This is a genomic window from Paenibacillus sp. JT22N1, assembly GCF_059692155.1.
Genome location: NZ_JCAUAW010000011.1, coordinates 1 through 16602, shown reverse-complemented (window position 1 = coordinate 16602; position 16602 = coordinate 1). Strand labels below are relative to the sequence as shown.

15 protein-coding genes are annotated in these 16602 nt (G+C 47.4%); 8 read left to right on the top strand and 7 right to left on the bottom strand.

Features of this window, described 5'->3' with window-relative positions; all coding sequences use genetic code 11:
* Window positions 1-133 precede the first annotated feature (133 nt).
* The 3 genes from AC58UU_RS20830 to AC58UU_RS20820 all read left to right on the top strand — a co-directional run bounded on the left by AC58UU_RS20830 (window position 134) and on the right by AC58UU_RS20820 (window position 2192).
* Complete coding sequence (locus tag AC58UU_RS20830) at window positions 134-907, top strand: threonine/serine exporter family protein (protein WP_497318620.1); 774 nt, start codon at window positions 134-136, stop codon at window positions 905-907.
* Between the two features lie 4 nt (window positions 908-911).
* Window positions 912-1340 (top strand): threonine/serine exporter family protein, encoded by a 429-nt coding sequence (locus AC58UU_RS20825; RefSeq protein WP_047677780.1) that lies wholly within the window; start codon window positions 912-914, stop codon window positions 1338-1340.
* Window positions 1341-1493: 153 nt separating this feature from the next.
* Complete coding sequence (locus tag AC58UU_RS20820; protein ID WP_497318619.1) at window positions 1494-2192, top strand: class I SAM-dependent methyltransferase; 699 nt, start codon at window positions 1494-1496, stop codon at window positions 2190-2192.
* 6 nt (window positions 2193-2198) lie between these two features.
* Here the strand turns inward: AC58UU_RS20820 and AC58UU_RS20815 are convergent, their stop codons facing one another.
* The 3 genes from AC58UU_RS20815 to AC58UU_RS20805 form a co-directional block, all read right to left on the bottom strand.
* Entirely contained in the window at window positions 2199-2669 is a 471-nt protein-coding gene (locus AC58UU_RS20815) for a hypothetical protein (protein ID WP_497318618.1), read from the bottom strand.
* A gap of 42 nt (window positions 2670-2711) precedes the next feature.
* The gene (locus AC58UU_RS20810; protein ID WP_497318617.1) at window positions 2712-3044 is read right to left on the bottom strand and encodes an ASCH domain-containing protein; all 333 of its coding nucleotides are present in this window, start codon (window positions 3042-3044) and stop codon (window positions 2712-2714) included.
* Between the two features lie 93 nt (window positions 3045-3137).
* Window positions 3138-4082 carry a helix-turn-helix transcriptional regulator gene (locus tag AC58UU_RS20805; protein WP_497318616.1) on the bottom strand — a complete coding sequence of 315 codons (945 nt, stop codon included), beginning with the start codon at window positions 4080-4082 and terminating at the stop codon, window positions 3138-3140.
* A gap of 132 nt (window positions 4083-4214) precedes the next feature.
* Between AC58UU_RS20805 and AC58UU_RS20800 the strand changes: the two genes are divergently transcribed.
* Window positions 4215-4640 (top strand): VOC family protein, encoded by a 426-nt coding sequence (locus AC58UU_RS20800; RefSeq protein ID WP_497318615.1) that lies wholly within the window; start codon window positions 4215-4217, stop codon window positions 4638-4640.
* Between the two features lie 172 nt (window positions 4641-4812).
* Here the strand turns inward: AC58UU_RS20800 and AC58UU_RS20795 are convergent, their stop codons facing one another.
* The 4 genes from AC58UU_RS20795 to AC58UU_RS20780 all read right to left on the bottom strand — a co-directional run bounded on the left by AC58UU_RS20795 (window position 4813) and on the right by AC58UU_RS20780 (window position 9999).
* The gene (locus AC58UU_RS20795) at window positions 4813-4980 is read right to left on the bottom strand and encodes a hypothetical protein (protein ID WP_497318614.1); all 168 of its coding nucleotides are present in this window, start codon (window positions 4978-4980) and stop codon (window positions 4813-4815) included.
* 501 nt (window positions 4981-5481) lie between these two features.
* Window positions 5482-7311 (bottom strand): cache domain-containing sensor histidine kinase, encoded by a 1830-nt coding sequence (locus tag AC58UU_RS20790; protein ID WP_497318613.1) that lies wholly within the window; start codon window positions 7309-7311, stop codon window positions 5482-5484.
* A 38-nt stretch (window positions 7312-7349) separates the two neighbouring features.
* A complete protein-coding gene (locus AC58UU_RS20785) occupies window positions 7350-8855 on the bottom strand; it encodes an extracellular solute-binding protein (protein ID WP_497318612.1) in 1506 nt (501 codons plus the stop codon).
* A gap of 37 nt (window positions 8856-8892) precedes the next feature.
* Window positions 8893-9999 carry an SGNH/GDSL hydrolase family protein gene (locus AC58UU_RS20780; RefSeq protein ID WP_497318611.1) on the bottom strand — a complete coding sequence of 369 codons (1107 nt, stop codon included), beginning with the start codon at window positions 9997-9999 and terminating at the stop codon, window positions 8893-8895.
* A gap of 247 nt (window positions 10000-10246) precedes the next feature.
* Between AC58UU_RS20780 and AC58UU_RS20775 the strand changes: the two genes are divergently transcribed.
* The 4 genes from AC58UU_RS20775 to AC58UU_RS20760 all read left to right on the top strand — a co-directional run bounded on the left by AC58UU_RS20775 (window position 10247) and on the right by AC58UU_RS20760 (window position 16442).
* Window positions 10247-11818: an FAD-dependent oxidoreductase gene (locus AC58UU_RS20775; protein ID WP_497318952.1), complete on the top strand. Its 1572-nt coding sequence runs from the start codon at window positions 10247-10249 to the stop codon at window positions 11816-11818.
* 33 nt (window positions 11819-11851) lie between these two features.
* Window positions 11852-12910, top strand: a complete 1059-nt coding sequence (locus tag AC58UU_RS20770; RefSeq protein ID WP_497318610.1) for a Gfo/Idh/MocA family protein — start codon at window positions 11852-11854, stop codon at window positions 12908-12910.
* Between the two features lie 104 nt (window positions 12911-13014).
* Complete coding sequence (locus tag AC58UU_RS20765) at window positions 13015-16230, top strand: family 10 glycosylhydrolase (RefSeq protein WP_497318609.1); 3216 nt, start codon at window positions 13015-13017, stop codon at window positions 16228-16230.
* 23 nt (window positions 16231-16253) lie between these two features.
* On the top strand, window positions 16254-16442 hold the full coding sequence (locus tag AC58UU_RS20760) for a hypothetical protein (protein WP_497318608.1): 189 nt from the start codon (window positions 16254-16256) through the stop codon (window positions 16440-16442).
* The last annotated feature ends 160 nt before the right edge of the window (window positions 16443-16602 follow it).

Sequence of the window (16602 nt, the reverse complement as noted above, 5' to 3'; positions counted from 1 at the left end):
TTGTTGTTAAGAACATACGGTGACATGACCTATTGTAGTTGTACGTACACCAAATGTACTCATCTTAGGATTTTCAAAGGAATCCGTGATATATTATACTTTTGGCAAATACTTTTTCAGGAGAGAACAAACCATGGCGTATCCTGCTGCTACGAACTACGAAATTGCACAAGTTTGTTTACTAGCTGGTAAAATCATGCTGGAAAACGGTGGTGAAACCTATCGTGTCGAAGACACAATGACTCACGTCGCAGAAGCCTTTGGTGTACCTAACTCCCACAGCTTTGTAACGCCGACTGGCATCATTTTCTCTATAGATGGTCCTGAGCAAACCACCAGACTTATTCGTATTTCAGCCAGGTCCACTGACCTTCGTAAAGTTACAGTTGTGAATGCTGTTTCTAGGAGAATCAGCCAAGGGGAATTAACACCTAAAGAAGCTTACAGACTGCTTGAGGAAATTGATGTGGCCCGGACGGGTTACCCCGCTTGGTTCCAAATACTATCCGCTGCTATCGCAAGTGGTTGTTTCTTAATCATGTTCCAAGGAGAATGGCATGATTTTCTGCCTGCATTCGTTGCTGGCGGGGCTGGCTTAGCCTTCCTTAACTATTTCAATCGGCTAGTGCCGATTAAGTTCTTTGCTGAATTTCTGGCTTCCTTACTCATTGGAACTATGGCTTTCTTGTTTGTCAAAGTGGGGTTTGGTCATGCACTTGATACCATTATTATTGGCTCTGTGATGCCGCTTGTTCCGGGGCTTCTTATTACGAATGCCGTACGCGACTTAATGGCAGGCCATTTCGTTTCTGGGGTTTCCAAAGGCGCTGAAGCCTTCTTAACGGCTTTTGCCATTGGCGCCGGCATTGCTTTTGTACTTTCATTTAATAACGGGGTGGGAATTTAGGATGATGATGATTGAGCAGCTCTTAACGAGTTTCATTGCGACTGCGGCATTCGCTATTCTTTTCAACGTTCCTAAGGGCACACTTTTGCAGTGCGGCTTCGTGGGGATGTGCGGGTGGATGTTATATGTTTCCATTCAAATGATTCCATTAGACCCAATCCTGGCCACGTTGATCGCCTCTTTTTTCGTAACCGTTATCAGTCAATTTTTTGCGAAAATATACAAAACACCTGTTATTGTATTCAGTGTATCGGGTATCATCCCGTTAGTTCCAGGGGGCTTAGCCTATGATGCGATGCGCAATGTCGTCCTCAATCACTATGATCTCGCCGTACAGCTAGCAGCCAAAGCCTTCCTGTTATCTGGTGCAATCGCGATCGGACTAGTCTTCTCCGAGGTTCTTAATCAACTGTTGCGACGAACAAAACATTGACCCTATTGAACTATTTGTAATAGTTCATGCCCGATTAATAGTTTATATCTATAAAGATGATCGGTTTTATATCTTAGATTTTTCCTGCTTTTCCCTATAAAATAAGACCAGGAAGCAAGTTCATCTAATCTATGTATTGGAGTTGATCAGCCAATGAGCGAGCAAGCAAACCAGCAAATCACAACAAAGTTCAACGAAATTGCTGAGAAATATGATAGCCAACGGAGAAAACTGATTCCTTGTTTTGATGATTTTTACCACACAGCGACCTCACTTGTGCACGTCGATCATGCATCTCCACGTATTCTTGACCTAGGAGCTGGGACCGGCCTCTTCTCCTCTTATGCACTTAGCAAATACTCAAATGCGCAAATAACGTTAATTGATCTCTCACAAAGCATGCTCGACATCGCTAAACGACGATTTGGAGAAACCCAAGCCACGATGACCTACATTGCTGAGGATTATAGTATATTCGAGTCTTCAGAGCCTTTTGATTGCGTCATCTCTTCGCTCTCCATTCACCATCTCGAGGATCAGGCTAAGCAAGATCTGTATAAAAGGATTTTTAAGCTGCTTAAACCAGGCGGGGTCTTCGTTAATGCAGATCAAGTCCAAGGCAGCAGCCCTTTCCTAGATCATTTGTACCGCTCTGATTGGGTAGCTAAAGTAGAAGCCACTGATCTCACTCAAGAAGCTCTGCAAGCTGCCTACGAAAGGACGAAGCTGGATAAAATGGCTCCCCTCGATCAACAGCTGAACTGGCTTCGGACTTGTGGCTTCATTGACGTTGACTGCGTCTACAAATATTTCAATTTCGTCGTGATGTACGCTCGAAAGCCAGCTGTTTAACCTTTTTTACCAAAGGGTCGGTTTGGCCACCATAAACCACATCATCGACAAAGTAATAATGACATACCAGATTAATGCCTTGCGCAGCTTGTTGACTAAGAAATCTCGATTCTCGTGTGGTGCCTTGAGCTGACGAAGCAGGGGCGAGAATGCGCGGGCAATAAAGTACAGTGAAGCAACCATAATGAGGACCGTGACGATAATCCATGATGCTTTCCAAGTCCACGCCGTTAACCACGTGAGTAAAATCCCTGTCGCAACAAGAACGTGGCCAGCATGCTTGGTAAGCCGAACAGTAATGCGAAATGGCTCAAGGTAGTCTGGCAATTGCTCGAATGGCGCATTACGAATTCTAGCTAGTAAAGGAAACAGGATAAAATAAGGACCAATACTTAAAACAACACTAAATATATGGATATATAAAAGCAGTACGTACCAAGACAACACCATCATCCGTTCTATATGAGAATTCAACAAAACAGTGCAGATCCTTAGATCCACACTGTTTTTTGTTCCTACTTATTCAGCCTTTTGAAATTCATGTACCCATACTTTCATATGCGGCAGCCATGGCATTCCTGGATGCATAGCTAGAATACTATCACGGTACTCATCAACGGATGTATGACCTTCTGCTTTTGCATGTTCCACAGTCAATTCGCCTAAAGCTTGTTGGTAAACGTTGGTTACTGTAAAAGCAGTGCCTTGCAATTCCATCGTTTCACCGATATCTGCATAGCGTCCGTTACGTCTGCAAGCTGTTTTCTCACCAGCAAGTACTTTGCTAACTTCAGCTTCTTTCGTAACGAGTCGGTCGACCGAACACGTTTTTGGTGGCAATGTTTCGTTCATGTTAGTTCCCTCCTTTTGGCAGTTCTCATTATAACGAATGTCACAAGCTTTGTCGAACTGCGCGGCAATCTTTCATCTAATAGTCATCTATCCTTATTTATATTTTGCCATAATCTCGGCAATCATCTCTTTCATCGCATCCACCAATTCCGGTGGACTTTTTACAGTCGCCTCTTTTCCCAAACCAAGAACAAACTTAGCAAAAAACGGGAGGTCATTCTTCGCAATGTTACCGTCTAGCCAACCTGTGCCATCATTTCTGATATGCAATTTAGATACCGTCCATAATTCAGACTCGCACTTCTGGACACCTTCTTTGCTCAATTCCACAAATAAAATAACTTCCTCCTCTTCCGCCTTGTTAAGTGATTCCCTATTCCCAAGATGAACATGCCGAAGATCCATCGGTTTGGAAGCAGAAGAAGTAACCGCTGAATGAATTCTGTCACATCGGAATACACGAATATCGCCGCGAAGAAAGCAATAAGCTGGACAGTACCATAAGCCGTTGCTTGCATAGATGCCAATCGGTTGTATTTCCCTACTAGAAATTCCTTCTCGCGATTCATAATCGATGAGAAGGACTTTTTGATCGATAGCCCCTTCCAGCAAGATGGATAAATAGGGGGATTCCGAATGTCTTGACGGCGTTATAAAGTCAATTCGGTTCTTCATTTGATCAATACGATCCCGAACATCTCCAGACATGTAGTTATAAAACTTACTCAATGCCGAAGAAGCTTCCGTTTTAAAGGGAAGGTATGCATAATGCCGCAGGGCATGACAGGCAAAAAATAAAGCTATGGCCTCTTCCTCGCTAAAGGCGATAGGTGGCAGGATTCTTTCATTCAACACCTGATAACCGCCGTGAGGTCCCACTTCCGAATACAAAGGAACCCCTAATTCACTTAATTCCTGTAAATCTCTTAAAATCGTTCTCGATGACACTTCAAACTCTTGGGCAAGTTCCTTGACAGTAAACTTCCGTTTTCGGTTAACCGTCATCATCAATGCTAGGAGTCGTTTTGATTTGGGCATAGCAATTCTCCGTTTTTTATATTTATGACAACAACTGTCACTATTATAAGTTATTATTGACATTGAGCCCACAAGAATTGCTGAACATCTTTCAAAAAAATCTAAAATTTGAACCAAGGGAGCTGTTTGATCATGATTTTACAATTAACACCTTTTATTATGTTGGACGGAAATGCCAAAGAAGCGATCGATTTTTATGTACAATCATTAGATGCTAAAGTTGTCTTTATCCAAACATTTGGAGAGAGTCCGGATTCCACCGAATTATCAATACCGGACAATGCAAGAGATCGAATAGCTCATTCGGTGCTAAAAGTCGGCCAAACAGAGCTTATGGTTTCCGACATTTTTCCGGGTCAATCACATCCCATTGGCAATCAAGTTACCATCTGTATAACCACTTCTGAAAAAGAACAAGCTGAGCAGCTATATGAATCGTTACGACAAGATGGCCAAGTGAGCTTGCCCCTGCAAGAAACTCATTTTAGCCCTGCTTACGGTATGGTAGTAGACAAGTTCGGTGTAATCTTTCAAATTTTCACTGCGCGTCAACGCTAACATATTTGTTAAAGCAACTGATTTTTATCCGTGGAACAATAGGAGCAAATTAGCGCGGAAAACGCGCTTAATCGTACAGCCTCGAGCTATTAAGCGCGAAAAACGCGCTTTCAGTGAAAGTTCCTCGAGCCGAAGCTCGTTGACAGTGTCTGAGAGGTCGGAAATCGACTTCTCAGCTGAACGTCAGTACTGCATAAGCGCGGAAAACGCGCTTAATTGTGCTGCCTCGAACAAATAAGCGCGAAATACGCGCTTTCAGCGGGAGTTCCTCGAGCCGAAGCTCGTTGACAGTGTCTGAGAAGCCGGAAATCGACTTCTCAACTGAACGTCCGTACTGCATAAGCGCGGAAAACGCGCTTAATCGTACAGCCTCGAGCTAATAAGCGCGAAAAACGCGCTTTCAGCGGGAGTTCCTCGAGCCGAAGCTCGTTGACAGTGTCTGAGAAGTCGGAAATCGACTTCTCAGCTAAACGTCCTTACTGCATAAGCGCGAAAAACGCGCTTTCAGCGAGAGTTCCTCGAGCCGATGCTCACCCATTGAGTCCGAGGAATCTTCTGATCCGCATTCAAGTAAAACCCTTTCTTGTATCTCCCATATCGCTTTGTGAACCCTTTTTTTCAATGCTTTTTACGAACAGATCCAGTATAGGTTTCTACATGCATCTGCCAAAACCCAGGAAAGTGATCTTTCAAGATTCTCTTGTTCATTTAACAACACTTATCCACAGATCGGCATCTTGCATAATTTCCTATACAGCAAAAAAACGGCTCCGTTCGCATCATCTGCGAATGGGCCGTTTTCATATTAATGAAAATCAATTGAACGAATTCTCGAAAACTCTCAGCCCGCCTGCTCTTCTAAAGGCGACACACATTTTTCCAGCGGTAGGCGAAGCGTGATCCGGGTCCCCTTTTTAGCGTCGCTCTCGAAGAGCAATTGCGATTCCTTGCCGTAGTACATGATCATCCGTGTGACCACATTTCGCAGTCCGAACAGGTCCTTTTCCTTCTTGAGGTCTGTCGAAATACCATCTGCCGCTAGCTTAGAAGCTTCCTCTAGTTTGCCGCAAATATAGGCGAGCCTTTCGTTATTGACCCCTACCCCGTTGTCGCACACTTCAAGCACAAGCCGATTACCTTCCAAATACGAGGAAATGAAGAGTTCTCCGCCCCCACTCTGTTTTTCCAGACCGTGCAGCACAGCATTTTCCACAAGCGGCTGTAAAAGGAGCTTCAATACATGGTAATGCGCGCTTTCCTCGGCGATGTCGTACCGAACCGTAAAATGATCCAAGAACCTCAGCTGTTGGACTTTAATGTAATATTTCAAATGCTCGATGGTCTCCCCGACCGCAAACGTTTCGTTTCCCTTGTTCAGGCTTAACCGGAAAAATTTCGACAGATTAAGCACCATTTCGCTGATTTCATCCGCTTCATAGTTTTTGGCCGTCCAATAGATGGAGTCTAGTGTGTTATAAAGAAAATGAGGGTTGATTTGCGATTGCAAAAACTTAAGCTCCATTTTGGAAAGTAAAAGCTGCTTCTCATAATGGTCACGAATAAGTGTCTTCTGGTTCTCAGCCATCCGGTTGAACGATTCGATAACGTATCCCAGTTCGTCCACGCGCGTATCTTCCAGTTGGATGGTGAAATTACCTGTACGGAGCTGTTTCATCCCATAAGCTAGCTTCCGCAGCGGGGCGGAAATCCCCCTATAGATGATCCAGGAAATCCAAACCGCTAATACCAAACTCACGGCCAAAATCCCATAACTAAACACCTTTAGAGAGTCGGTATGGCTGCGAAGCTCCTCCAAGGGCTGCTCCATCATGAGCGACCATCCGGAAAACTTCGACTTCACGCTGATCGTAACCATTTCCGTACCGGTTTGCTGCGACTTACGGATGGTCCTAACTTCATTTACGGTGTCCCAGACTTGGGGATGAACACTCGCACCCGTGCCAGTGATCGAGCTTCCGTCGCTACCGAACAGATAAATGTTCGCATTTTTAGAAGGAAGAAGCGGTTTCGCCAACTCAATTAGGGCGCTTTTTTTGACAGAAAGCACAAGCAGATTCGGATTAATGAGTGTCCTGTTATAAGGATCCATCGTCCGGATCAGATGAACGCTGTCTGCATCAAAGTAAGATTCACCCTCCTTCGGCGTAAAAAAAATCGTGCCCCCACTGGATTCCATTAAACGCTGGTACCATTCCTGCTTCTCCGCTCCTTCGGGCAGCTTGCGCCCCCCAAGTTTGGTGGAAATGACGGTACGTGATGGCATATGGATGATGGAGATTTGGTCCACGATCAAATTGACCGTCGTCATGTTCGTTATCTGGTCCATCACTTGTGCAAAATGAACGAACGACTGCTTTTCCGGCTCCTGCCCGACGGACTGAAGGGTCGTGTTCATGTTCATATCGAATGCGATCAGCGAAGAAAGCTGTTCGAGGTTCTGCAGTGTCAGGTCGATGTAATCCGTCATCGTATGCAGAGCCCCTTGTGTCCTCTCACCTGTTTGAATTTCTAAAATCGTCTGTGATTTTGAGATGGCAAAAAGACTGAAGCCGGCGAGTGGAAGCAGAATCAGTAAAAAGTACCATGTTAGCCGAATCTGAATATAACCGACCAGTATTTTGCGCACTTTGGGCAGGATTTCTTTTAACATATTGGCGGTCCCTCCATTCGTGCCCTGTCACTTTCCGGCTACTTGCCGGTTTCTCGCCACCACTCGTTCACTTCTCCGGTTATTTCATCGCCGCCAGCATCCTTCCATTTCTTCACAAAGGCATCGAATTCCTCGATGGGGCTTATGCCCGCGATGATTCGCGTAAATGTCTCTTCTTGCAGCTTGGATAGCTTGACGTGATGCTTGCCCATTGCGGGTGTTGGGGGTCCATTAAACCGATCTTCCATCAGATTACTTTCGATTCGCTGCAGGTTTTCGTATAGATGGAACTGCTCGCCGAGTCCCTCCAGCCGATCCCGAGTTATGTCCCGTTCTGCCGTATCAACCAACGACCCATAGATGCCCCGATAGCCATGCTTCGTGTGCTCATCAAACCGGATAGAAAGCTTTCCGTTCACTCGTGTCCAAATTTCATTTTCAAAACCGAGCTTCAGGCTTGTTTGACCGGGGCCAGCGATAAAATCGAGAAATTTGACAACGGCTTCCGCGTTTTGACTCTTGACGGGCACAACATTGTAAGAACGGACGTTTGAAGTACTGTAGACCCCGTGTTTACCGTTCGGTCCGATCGGAAAATCAAGCGGGATCCATTCCGCTTTCGGATCGTTTTTGCGGTTAGCCGCAATGTGGGTGCGTGTGTCAGACCATGCCGCGGAATATAAGCCGACCCTGCCGGTCGCAATTTTTTCGCCAAGTACGTCGATTTTATTGAGCGGGAATTCCGGGTCTAGAATATTCTGGTCGTACAGGCTGCGAAGGTAAATGAGTGCTTCTTTCATTTCTGGGAGGATACCGGAGTAAACCAACTTACCGTCCCGCTCGTACCAGGCGTTCATTTGTACACCGAAGGCGCCGAGAAATGGCGACGTTCTCCTTAGACGCTCTAGGATCGAGAGGCCAAAGGTATCCTTCCTTCCATTTCCATCCGGATCTCCTTCGGCGAAAGCCTTCATCACCGCTGTAAACTCTTCGATGGTTCGAGGAGGCTGCAGGCCGAGCTTGTCCAACCAGTCTTTTCGGGCGTAAACAATTTCAGTTCCCTTCACTTCATTTAGACTGGGTATTGCGTATATATGGCCATCGACAGTTACGTTGTCCCAAGCTTCTTTTGGGATTTTGGCTTTCAGGTTCGCCCCATACTTCTCAATATAATCATTCAAAGGCGTGAGCGCCTTTTGATTCACGAAATTGATAAACCAAGAGGGATTGCTCGTGTTTAGCAGGTCCGGAGGCTCCCCAGATGTCATAATGACATTTAACTTTTCATCATATCCATTCAGCGGCGGTAGTGTCACATTCACCTGTACACCGATATTTTTCTCGATATAGTTCAGGTAGGGGTTGTTATTCTCATCCATACCTTCTGGAAAGTTCATGCCTAGGCTGTTCACGACGATTCGTATGACCGGTTCCTGTACAGCTTCCGAAACTTTATCTTGGTTCATTAACCATTCCGGAAAGCTGCATCCGGCGGTAGCGAAGCACGTGAGCAAGGCTAGAATGGCCGATCTTTTTCTTTTCATTACTCAACCACCCCTTCAGGCATAATGAAATAGGCATTCAATCGGCCAAAATCTTCTGCAGGACTGGCGTCAGTCCATCTGCCATACGCAAAAAGCCAAGGTCGGTCGGATGCGAACCGTCTACCGTACATTCGTGAGCATCCTCACCCAGCAGTTTAGAGCCGTCACAAAAATAGATATTGGCGTCGCCCAGTTCGCGTTGCTGCTCTACGGTCCGGATTTGGATTTGTTTGCGGTCCGTTCGATCCTGCGCCATCTGTGCCTGAAATTTTTCCTTGGCATGGGTAATACGCGAGATCACAAGGATCGGCGTCAATGTGTGTTTATCTCGATAGATCGATATGAACTCGGGCAGTGTTACCTGAAGCAGTTCAGTAGAAACACAGTTCGCCTCATAATCCAGTATCAGGCATGCAGGGTCCCGGATATCAGAAAGGATATGAGCGAGCTCAGGTTCTCCTTTACCGTTGCCGGAAAAGCCCAGGTTGAGAAACTCCCTATTGATGCGGCGTGACATGATATTCGTATAAGCCATACCCGGACGGGCTGCACAGCCACCTTGCGTGATTGAGGTTCCATAGACTATGATCTTACCGCTATTTTCATAAGCCGGTGGCGGGGCGATCTGCGCTTCCCGATCCAAACCGATCCAAACTTCCTCTATACCTTGGTAGAGTGGGAAATTCAGCGTAATAATCCGACTCTCCCGGGCCATATCCTTAAAAATAACAGCTTCGTATTCGGCCAGCGTGTGATCATAAACGGTCGTACCGTAATATAACTGCTCTCCCGGGCCTCCAATGTAGCAGTCAAACCCGCACTGCCCTGTAGCCGTCATATGATACATATTGGCTTTCCCTGTCAGTTTTACTTTAACGGTCAAGGAAGTGGTATCCGTCTCGAAACGGATTTGACCGCCAGCGGTACAGTTGGCCAATTGGTCTACCGCCTCTGGAAGTTTCCAATCTGGTTTTGACGGTAGCCGGCGGTAAAGTCTTTCTTCATGCAGCCAGCCGAAACCCGCAATATGGAATGGTTTCTCTAGCGGTGAATACCAATTAACATGATTGTCGCCGGATTGCTGAATTCGCATGTTTGCATCCAACTGCACGGCGTTAACAGGTTTTTGTTGATTTGGCATCATAAGTTCCTCCTCCACTTACTCCTTAAAATCCACACACATTGTAGGGCTTTGTTATCCATTTTCGACTCCGATCCAGCAATCCCTTTTTTTCATAGCCAATGGTTATTAAAGTACCAAAAGAAGTCATGGTCCTCCGCTGTGGCTTCGTTCGCGCTGTATTACAATGAGGATAGCCTGTGGAATCCTACAGGCGAGGAGGAAAAAGGAGGGAATATTTCCGTTGCCACACAAGAACAGCAACCACAACATTCAAGAATTTCATGCCGATATCGTCGTGATTGGCGGAGGAACCGGCGGCTGCGCAGCCGCGCTTGCCGCTGCCAAATCGGGCAAAACGGTGATCATGACCGAGGAAACCGACTGGATTGGTGGACAATTAACGAGTCAGGCTGTTCCGCCAGATGAGCACCCCTGGATTGAACAGTTCGGCTGCACCCGCACGTACCGGCAGTTCCGAGATGGGGTGCGTGATTATTACCGGCGCCATTTTCCCCTTACCGAAGAGGCAAGGTCCCGCATTCATCTTAATCCCGGGAACGGTGGCGTTTCGCGATTGTGCCATGAGCCACGCGCAGCATTGGCAGTTCTACAGGAAATGCTGGCTCCTTATATTCACAGCGGGAGGCTGCAAATTCTTACCCGCCATCGCGCCGAATCGGCTTCCGTGGACGGAGATGACGTACGAACAGTAACAGTACGGAATTTGCTGACCGGGGAACTCGTGGAGCTATCCGCCGCCTACTTCCTTGACGCAACGGAATGTGGAGATGTTCTGCCACTTGCCGGGGCGGAATATGTGACTGGAGCGGAGTCCAAGAGCCAAACCGGGGAACCACATGCTGTTGAAGGCGAGGCTCTTCCGCAGGACATGCAGGGCTTTACATACTGCTTTGCGATGGACTACATCGAAGGCGAAGACCACACCATCGAACGTCCAGAGCGCTATGATTTCTGGCGGCAGTATAAAGCCGATTTTTGGCCAGATCGGCTGCTAAGCTGGTCCGGCGTCCGACCTCATACGCTAGAGCATGTCACTTATGAACTTTTTGAGGGGACGGAAAAGTACTCTCTTTTCTACTATCGGCGAATCATCGACAGCAGTAACTTCAAGAAAGGCTTTTATCCCGGAAGCATTACACTGGTCAACTGGCCGCAGAATGACTATTGGCTTGGTTCGGTCATCGACGTGAGTGATGAGGAAAGAGAGCAGAACCTGTGGGATGCGAAGCAGCTTAGCCTTTCTTTGCTTTACTGGCTGCAAACGGAAGCGCCTCGGCCGGACGGGGGTTTCGGCTACCCGGGACTTCGTCTGCGAAGAGACATCGTAGGCACCGATGACGGACTGGCCATGTCTCCGTACATGCGGGAGTCACGCAGGATCAAAGCCGAGTTTACCGTACTGGAGCAGCATGTGAGCACAGCCTGCCGCCCCGATGGTAAAGCAGAGCAATTCGCCGATTCTGTCGGCATCGGCTGTTACCGAATTGACCTGCATCCGAGCACGGGAAATCGCCATTATATCGATGTCTCCTCCCTGCCGTTCCAAATTCCGCTGGGCAGTCTGATTCCTGTCCGCATGAACAACCTGCTGCCAGCATGTAAAAATCTTGGCGTCACGCACATCACAAACGGCTGCTACCGACTCCATCCGGTCGAATGGAACATCGGCGAGGCTGCTGGATTTCTGGCAAGCCGCTGTATCGACCGTAAACTCCTGCCCCGCGAGGTGCGTAGCATGGAGTCTGAGCTTAGAGACTTCCAAAATATGCTTGTAAGCTATGGGATTGAGCTGGCTTGGCCAACGATTCATTCGGTATAAAAATAATCATTCTAGAGACGAGGAGTGTTTCAAATGAGTAAAGTACGTATAGCGGTCATCGGAGCCGGATCCATTTCCGAAATGCATTTAAAATCATACCAAAATAATCCAGACGCTGAGCTTTACGCTATCTGCGACCTGAATGAAGAACGCGCTAAAGCTAAAGCAGAAAAATACGGCATAACTCGTATATACACGGACTACAAGGAATTACTTGCCGATCCAGAAGTCGATGCCGTCAGCATCTGTACGTGGAACAATAGCCATGCGCCAATCTCCATCGCCGCATTGGATGCGGGCAAAAACGTGCTTACCGAAAAACCACTCTGCAAGACGGTGGGCGAAGCGTTAGCCGTGGAGGAAGCAGTACACCGCTCCGGTAAAACGCTTCAGGTCGGCTTCGTTCGCAGATATGCTTCTAATACACGTATCATCAAATCGTTTCTAGAAAACGATGAACTCGGTGAAATTTACTACGCTAAAGCTTCGTGCATTCGTCGTCTCGGTAATCCGGGCGGCTGGTTTTCAGATGTTGAGCGTTCAGGCGGCGGTCCGCTGATTGATGTAGGTGTCCACGTTATCGACCTTTGCTGGTACTTGATGGGCCGACCGAAGGTGAAGTCAGTCTCCGGCAATACCTACAAAAGACTTGGCAACCGCGCTAACGTGAAAAACCTTGCCTTTTACAAGGCGTCTGACTATGACGCTTCCCATAATTCCGTAGAGGATATGGCGAATGCGCTGATCCGTTTTGAGAATGGCGCCTCCATCCTCGTTGACGTAAGCTTCACACTTCATGCGAAGGAAGACGAGCTTACCGTGAAGCTGTATGGCGACAAAGGCGGCGCCGAACTAGAGCCTCAGCTATCCATCGTCACGGAGAAGCACGATACCATCTTGAACCTCACGCCGCAGATCAACAACTTGTCTTTTGATTTTGTTGCCGGGTTTCAGGATGAAATCAATTATTTCATTGAAGTATGCCAAGGAAAAAAAGAAACCATTTCTCCTGTACAAGACGGTGTTGAAATGATGAAAATTCTTTGCGGTATCTATGAATCTAGTGAAAAAGGCGAAGAGATAAACTTCTAAATAAACAGTTTACGACAAAACTCAAATAGCACAGGTTCACAACTAGCCCTATCAAATGAATGGAAGGATAGTGAAACCCGTTGAATAAGTCGAAATGGTTGTCTATGACCCTATTGCTCGCAATGATCGTTTCCCTTTGGTCCACGACCGCGGTTGCTGCGGAAACCGTCTCTGGCTCCGCTACCACTGCCGCTGCTCCGACCGCCGCCGATTACATTGAAGTAGAAGCTGCTCCAGTCGACATTACCATTGATATTGAAGGTCCTCGCAAGCAAATTAATGCTGTTGATAAGGATGTAAGCGGCATCACCGATTATGTAGCTTTATACACAACGGAGTATGCACCTCAAATTACAGTTGGAAAAACTTCCGTCGGCGTTGTCGTCGATGGAGCTAACCAGGTCACTCGGGTGGTAAACCCTTCCGTGAACGGCGGAGTGCCTGTCTGGACAGGGCCTACTGACCTAGTCATCCCTCAAGGCGGTTACATCCTAGTATCGAATGACGACAGTTGGGCGAACAAAACCTACAAGCAATATCTCGCGAAAAATTTCAAGGTCGGTGACAAAATCAAGCTGCGCAAAAACGGTGAAGTCATCCCTGTCTCTGAATTAATGACAGGACAAGGCCTCAAAGCTCGGCTTAAGCTGAACAACGATGAATGGTTTACGGTAACCGAGCCGAAAACAGTGGTCTCCGGCAAGTTGGAAAACCTTGAGCAAGGTATCCCCTATTCGATTCGTGTAAACCAATCCTCGGTTGCTTTGCAAGCGAACGGAACCTTTCAGATCGAGGTTGGTCTCACGGAGGGTGTCAATTATCTTGACGTAATCGCCATCAAGAACGGGACGGAAAATGACCGCAAGACGCTTGTCGTGTTTTATAAAAAACAAACCGGCACCGCGAAGGAAGTCGTCCTATGGGTCGACCAAGGAACGAATATTTTCAAGCTGCAAACACCTGAAAATGTTCACGATATGCTGACCAAGGCAAAAGACGCCGGTGTCACGGCCATAGCATTAGATGTTAAAGGTGTAGAAGGCTTCGCCAACTACAAGAAGAACGACCTAACCGGTCGTCCGCATATCTCCCAGATGACTGCGCCGACCCGTGCAGGAGCGAATCCGAACCTTGACATGCTGGAGGAGTTCATCAGGTACGGGCATCAGCTCGGCATCAAAATCCATGCAGCGTTCAATGTCTTTGCTGAAGGCTCACCTGCGCACAACGAGTATGGACTGCTGAACCAGCATCTCGACTGGGAAGAGCATGTTTACCGTCCCGAGGATGGCGGTCAGATTTTGCGGCTGCGTGAAAGCAACTATTACAAAACGGGCAAATCCCTCGTTGCTTTCGTTAACCCGGCTAATGATGACGTAAGAGCCTTCGAGCTGAAAAACATGGAAGAAGTCATCAAAAACTACGATGTTGACGGCGTTGTGCTTGACCGGACCCGCTATGACAATGAAACTGCCGACTTCAGCCCGTTAACCCGCTCGAAGTTCGAGGCGTTTCTCGCCGTTCGCGGTAAACAGTTAACAAACTGGCCGGCCGACGTTTTCACTTACGTAAACAATGTCCGGCAATTCGGACCGCTCATCAACGATTGGTGGGAGTTCCGCTCGCAAACGATCAAGACATTTACGGATGAAGTCCGGTCGCTCACCGATCGCTACACAGCACTGAAAGGCCATAAAATCTACTCTTCCGCCTATGTCGGCTCCTGGTTTGATTCTTACTACCTGAACGGTGTTCACTGGGGCAGCCCGAACTTCAAATATGATAGTCGTCTGCAATTCCCGGCCGACAGCCTTTACACAGACTCTTACGCGCAAACCGGCTATACGGGCAACATTGATTTTCTAATGATCGGCACGTATCAAACAACGCAAAAGGAAATCGAGCATCACATCACCCTGGGCAATATTGTAACGAACGGTGAAGTTCCGATGTACGCTAGTATCGCGCTGGCGAACATTCAGGATCCCCCGCTGCAGCGGTCGGTTTTCCAGGCTGGCTTGTCGCAATCGAATGGTCTGATGCTCTTTGACTATTCACAAGTTAACTGGTCGGTCGTGAAAGCGTCGCTCCAGAACGTGGAGTACGTCAAGGATTATCAAGTAGGCTCAAGTGTTCCTGGCAATCAGGAATCGTTCCTTGAAGGCGATTTGTACAATGTGAGCCGGAATGAGAATAATCTTAATGTCTATACGGATACTTTCGGTCAAACTACGGCTACAAGCACGTTCGGTGTCGAAGCGATCGTTGATAGTACCGGTAAAGTCACTAAGGTCGTTAACCAACAACAGGCGCTTAGCTGGAACTGGACGAATATGTCACCTAATAACAGCATCATTCCGCAAGGTGGCTTCGTCATCTCTGCTCTAGATGCTTCAGGCGTTCGGACGAGACGGCAGCTGGTCGCCAGAACGTACAAGGTGGGCGATGCTGTCAGATCGGCCGTGCTGCGCGGTCACCTTGCCTATGCAAACACCAGCATACCGCTGAAGAATCTCGAGATCAAAGGCAATGTCGAAGTGCTTGGGCCGGGTACGGCTGATGTTCGTTTGAACGGCGTTCCGGCTGCGCTGGCTAGCAACGGAGACTTTAGCGGTATGGTCTCACTCGAAGTTGGTGCTAATCCAGTAAAAATCTCCGTTTACGTAGACGGCCGCAAAACGAATGAAAAAACCGTAACCATAACGCGTACGGCTCCCGTCATCACAGGCATTGAGCTTGATTCTGCCGCCTACCGACTAGTGGCAGGCGACATGCATGCAACTGTTGCGACCGCTGTCTACTCGGACGAAACGAGAGCCGTAATAAGTGGTGCTGTGTTCAGCTCCAGCAATCCTGAGGTAGCAGCCGTTGCCGCAGACGGAACGGTTACCGCGCTGAAGGCTGGAACTGCGGAAATCACCGCTGTATATGAAGGAAAAACAGCCAAATCAGTCGTTACTGTCGTTGAGTTGGTAAGTCTTTCCTTTGATGAGAATAAACACAGTCTTGTGAAAGGTGAGACCTTCATAGCACCGCTCAAAGCTACTTACTCAGATGGCACAATGGCGAACATCACTCAAGTCGCTACATTCATCACTTCGCTCGATAAAGTTGCATCCATTGCTGCAGACGGCACTATCACTGCTGTGAAGCCTGGATCCGCAACCATTACTGCCTCTTATCGTGGCAAACAATCGGAGATTAAGATCAAGGTGTTCAATACTCACAAAGAGAAGATCGAAGATAAAGAGAATGTTGATGGCGTGAACGACGATGCAGCGAACGATAACAGAGAGAATGAAGTTGGAGATATGGGTTAAGGTTTGACAACGGATAACATCACATGATCAAAAAAAAGCATCCGGTTCCTTCTCAGAGAGAAGGTCCGGATGCTTTTTTTGAGGCAGATTGTGTATATGAGCCGATTGGTTATTTTCGCCAGTTTGTACTTACTTGGAAACCTATCCTAACGCTTGGTTACGATGACTTGCGGAACGTCAGTACCTTATTTCTTCAAAATGGTGGCATTTAGCCGTATTTTCGCGAAATAGAGGAACGTCGTTCCGCTTAACCACGCCATCTGTACTTCTGTCAATAAAATAGACACACTTTTATGGAACAACCGTTGCATTAAGAAGCTAAGTTTTCATAGTAGAGCTGCTCAAATCGATGGGGTGTCTCGTACCCTAACG

Bases quoted from the DNA above. Each gene is read 5' to 3' on its own strand.
- AC58UU_RS20830 (WP_497318620.1), top strand. From the start codon at position 134: ATGGCGTATCCTGCTGCTACGAACTACGAAATTGCACAAGTTTGTTTA.
- AC58UU_RS20825 (WP_047677780.1), top strand. From the start codon at position 912: ATGATGATTGAGCAGCTCTTAACGAGTTTCATTGCGACTGCGGCATTC.
- AC58UU_RS20820 (WP_497318619.1), top strand. From the start codon at position 1,494: ATGAGCGAGCAAGCAAACCAGCAAATCACAACAAAGTTCAACGAAATT.
- AC58UU_RS20810 (WP_497318617.1), bottom strand. From the start codon at position 3,044: ATGAACGAAACATTGCCACCAAAAACGTGTTCGGTCGACCGACTCGTT.
- AC58UU_RS20805 (WP_497318616.1), bottom strand. From the start codon at position 4,082: ATGCCCAAATCAAAACGACTCCTAGCATTGATGATGACGGTTAACCGA.
- AC58UU_RS20800 (WP_497318615.1), top strand. From the start codon at position 4,215: ATGATTTTACAATTAACACCTTTTATTATGTTGGACGGAAATGCCAAA.
- AC58UU_RS20795 (WP_497318614.1), bottom strand. From the start codon at position 4,980: ATGCAGTACGGACGTTCAGTTGAGAAGTCGATTTCCGGCTTCTCAGAC.
- AC58UU_RS20790 (WP_497318613.1), bottom strand. From the start codon at position 7,311: ATGTTAAAAGAAATCCTGCCCAAAGTGCGCAAAATACTGGTCGGTTAT.
- AC58UU_RS20785 (WP_497318612.1), bottom strand. From the start codon at position 8,855: ATGAAAAGAAAAAGATCGGCCATTCTAGCCTTGCTCACGTGCTTCGCT.
- AC58UU_RS20780 (WP_497318611.1), bottom strand. From the start codon at position 9,999: ATGATGCCAAATCAACAAAAACCTGTTAACGCCGTGCAGTTGGATGCA.
- AC58UU_RS20770 (WP_497318610.1), top strand. From the start codon at position 11,852: ATGAGTAAAGTACGTATAGCGGTCATCGGAGCCGGATCCATTTCCGAA.
- AC58UU_RS20765 (WP_497318609.1), top strand. From the start codon at position 13,015: ATGACCCTATTGCTCGCAATGATCGTTTCCCTTTGGTCCACGACCGCG.
- AC58UU_RS20760 (WP_497318608.1), top strand. From the start codon at position 16,254: ATGATCAAAAAAAAGCATCCGGTTCCTTCTCAGAGAGAAGGTCCGGAT.